Below are 2,854 nucleotides of genomic sequence, written 5' to 3'. Positions count from 1 at the left end.
GGGGCGGCGATGTCGTCCCGGACACCGACAGTGCTGTCGTAGGTGGTCATGGCTGCCCTTCCCGTACGTGTCACTTCTGGGTCTCTCTGGACATGCCCACCGAAGCCCGATGCCAATCAGGGTTTGCGTGCCCCGGCGATGCTGAGACGGTGAGCAGCCGATGATGGGCCGGTCGCATGCGCTGTCCGGCGGGGTGGGCTGGCTTGCCGGATGCGCGGCCCTGACCGCGGCCGGCGCCGCGCCCGCTCCGGCGGCCGTCGTGTTCGGCGCCGCGATCGCCACCGGAATGGCCCTGGCCCCCGACGTCGACCACCCGAAGTCCACGATCGCCCACTCGGTGGGTCACCTGACCCGGATGCTGGCCGGCGGCGTCTCCCCGGGCGTCCGGCGCCCTGCGGACCGCGTCGTGCGGGCACTGTTCGGTAGGCCCGACGCGCGGCGGGCACCGGCGCGCCGCGCTGGGCGAGGTTCCGGACCGGCTCGTCCACGGAAGCCGGTGTGGTGTGGCTGATGGTGGGGCGCGGCGTCGGTTCGGTGGTCCTTCTCGGAGCCGTTTCCTGACCGGTCCCGGTCACCGGTGCCCGGTACGGTCCGGCCATGACGTTCTCCCTTTCCGGGCGGCCCGTGACGGGCCGCCCGGGCTCGGAGGTGAAGCATCCTCGGCTGTTACCCACCGGCGCCGGTGTGCGCTCGGTCATGGCCGCCTCGGATTACGCACGGTTATGGTCACCGCCATGGTGGAAACCGCTGCGCTCCCGTTCGACGCCGTGCTCTTCGACTGCGACGGGGTGCTCGTCGACTCCGAACGCATCACCAACAGCGTGCTCCGGTCGATGCTGCACGAACTCGGCTGGCAGGTGTCGGAGGCCGACTGTTTCCGGCTGTTCGTCGGCCGGGCGCTGCGCGACGAGACCGCCGTGATCACCGCCCACACCGGTTTCACCGTGACCGGCGAGTGGCTCGCCGACTTCCGCGAACGCCGCAACGACGCCCTCGTACGCGACCTGCTGCCGATCCCCGGCGCGGTCGCCGCCGTCCACGAGATCGACCAGCGCTACCGTGGCAACGTGGCCTGCGCCAGCGGCGCCGACCGCCACAAGGTCGAGTTGCAGTTGGCCAAGGCCGGCCTGGACGTGGTGTTCGAAGGCAAGGTCTTCAGCGGGATGGAGACGCCCCGTAGCAAGCCGGCCCCCGACGTCTACCTGGCCGCCGCGGCCGCCCTCGGCGTCGACCCGGCCCGCACCGCCGTCATCGAGGACACCCCGACCGGCGTCCGAGCCGGAGTCGCCGCCGGCGCCACGGTCTTCGGCTACTGCCCGCCGCAGAGCCCGTCCCACAACGCCCCGCAGGTTCTGCTGGCCGCCGGCGCCACGCACACGTTCACCGACATGGCCACCTTGCCCGCGCTCCTGACCGCTTCGCGCGCCGCCCACTCCCCACGCTGACCCCGCGACCCGATCCGGCGGAGCCGGCAAGCCGTACGCTGATCTGGCTCGTGATCTTGATGTTGATCTTCGTGCCGCTGGCGGTGCGCGCCTTTCGCCGCGCCTGACCGGCGCTGCCGACGGCACCCGCGGGCGGGTTTCTCCCGGATGGGAACGATCGTGGCGGGCGCCGGCCGGGTCAGAGCCAGCTGTTGGCGACGGTGAGCGCTCCGTAGCGACGTGTCCCGGTCAGCGGAAGGCGATCATCATCGGCTGGAAGAACCCGGTCTCGGCGCCGGCCGCCCATCGGATGCCCGTCAACCCGGCGGCCCGCGCCAGCTCCGACAGCTCGGCCCGCGTCCAGGCCCGGTAACTCGTCGTCCTGGACGCCGCCACCCACTGGCCCGGTGCCGTCTCGCTGACCTGGAGGTGCGTCAGGTCGTACACCGGGGAGCCCGCGTGCCAGTCCCAGAGCTGGGTGGTCACCACCCGCAGCCCCGCCTTCCCGCCGCGCTGGACGGGCATGCTCACCGGCCGGTCAGCGCGGATGGCATCGTAATCCCGGGTGGTCACCACGACCACGGCCCCGGGGCGAGCGACCCGCCGCATCTCCCGCAACGCCTGCGTGACGTCCTCGTCCGTCAGCAGATGGGGCAGCGCGTTGTCCGCGCAGATCACCGCGTCGAAACCGGCGTCCGCGTACGGCAGACGCCGCATGTCGCACGCCACGAGGGCAGCGCTCAAGCCGCGCGCCTCGCACTCGACGGCGGCGCGAGCCACCGCCGCCGTACTGAGATCACAGCCTGACATGGAGTATCCGAGGGCGGCCAGGCCGATGAGCTGCGTGCCGATGCCGCAAGCGCAGTCGAGCGCCCGGACCGGACCCGTGCCGACCGCCCGCCGGATGACCCCGTCCAGCGCCTCGGCCTGGCGGGCCATGGAACCCGCCCAGTCGGCGTAGATCAGGTCGTATGTCGCGGCCAGCTCGTCGTAGAAGTCACGGGTGCTGTCTTCCGGCCGGCTGGTGTCCATGCGGTAGATGGTGCCGGTCGGAATGAGCGCGGGTGCCGTGGGCTCGCGGGGCGGCACCCAGGCGTTCCGGTCTGGGTGACGCCGGGCGTGGTGACCCGCATCGACCTGACTGCCACGCCCGGCACCGAGCGGGCAGTCAAGGGTGCGGCCGCCTCGCTGATCGACCTCGGCGGCCCGCACTCGCCGGTGTTCCACACCTTGCACGCCCGGGGCCCGCATGCCGGTCAAACCGCGTACGAGATCGACGCCGAGGAACTCGACGCCGTGGTGCCGGGTTTCGTAAACCCGGTGTTCTCGTGGCCGATCCTCCGTGGCGAGTCGCTCGCCCCGGGGCCTGTTTCGCCGCAACCGGGTGGCACCGGTTCGGGCACTTGGCACGCAACTGCCGCCCTGGAATC

At 72.0% G+C, this 2,854-nt stretch carries 4 protein-coding genes; 3 read left to right on the top strand and 1 reads right to left on the bottom strand.

From position 1 onward, the window contains the following. The first annotated feature begins 160 nt into the window (after nucleotides 1-160). Both IEZ13_RS45970 and IEZ13_RS45965 read left to right on the top strand, forming a co-directional pair. The gene (locus tag IEZ13_RS45970) at nucleotides 161-511 is read left to right on the top strand and encodes a metal-dependent hydrolase (protein WP_229795816.1); all 351 of its coding nucleotides are present in this window, start codon (nucleotides 161-163) and stop codon (nucleotides 509-511) included. Between the two features lie 223 nt (nucleotides 512-734). Then, the gene (locus IEZ13_RS45965) at nucleotides 735-1,445 is read left to right on the top strand and encodes an HAD family hydrolase (RefSeq protein WP_183227597.1); all 711 of its coding nucleotides are present in this window, start codon (nucleotides 735-737) and stop codon (nucleotides 1,443-1,445) included. A gap of 228 nt (nucleotides 1,446-1,673) precedes the next feature. Here IEZ13_RS45965 and IEZ13_RS45960 read toward each other — a convergent pair whose 3' ends face one another. After that, entirely contained in the window at nucleotides 1,674-2,456 is a 783-nt protein-coding gene (locus IEZ13_RS45960; protein WP_183227585.1) for a class I SAM-dependent methyltransferase, read from the bottom strand. Between the two features lie 90 nt (nucleotides 2,457-2,546). Here IEZ13_RS45960 and IEZ13_RS47380 point away from each other — a divergent pair. After that, a partial coding sequence (locus IEZ13_RS47380) for a hypothetical protein (protein WP_229795814.1) occupies nucleotides 2,547-2,854 on the top strand: 308 nt, incomplete at its 3' end.

Origin of the sequence: Actinoplanes campanulatus (assembly GCF_014647795.1) — a bacterium.
Lineage (GTDB): Bacteria > Actinomycetota > Actinomycetes > Mycobacteriales > Micromonosporaceae > Actinoplanes > Actinoplanes campanulatus.
This window is presented reverse-complemented; position numbering and strand designations above follow the sequence as displayed.

Excerpts from the sequence above, each read along its gene's own strand:
- IEZ13_RS45970 (WP_229795816.1), top strand. The coding sequence starts at position 161 with ATGATGGGCCGGTCGCATGCGCTGTCCGGCGGGGTGGGCTGGCTTGCC.
- IEZ13_RS45965 (WP_183227597.1), top strand. The coding sequence starts at position 735 with ATGGTGGAAACCGCTGCGCTCCCGTTCGACGCCGTGCTCTTCGACTGC.
- IEZ13_RS45960 (WP_183227585.1), bottom strand. The coding sequence starts at position 2,456 with ATGGACACCAGCCGGCCGGAAGACAGCACCCGTGACTTCTACGACGAG.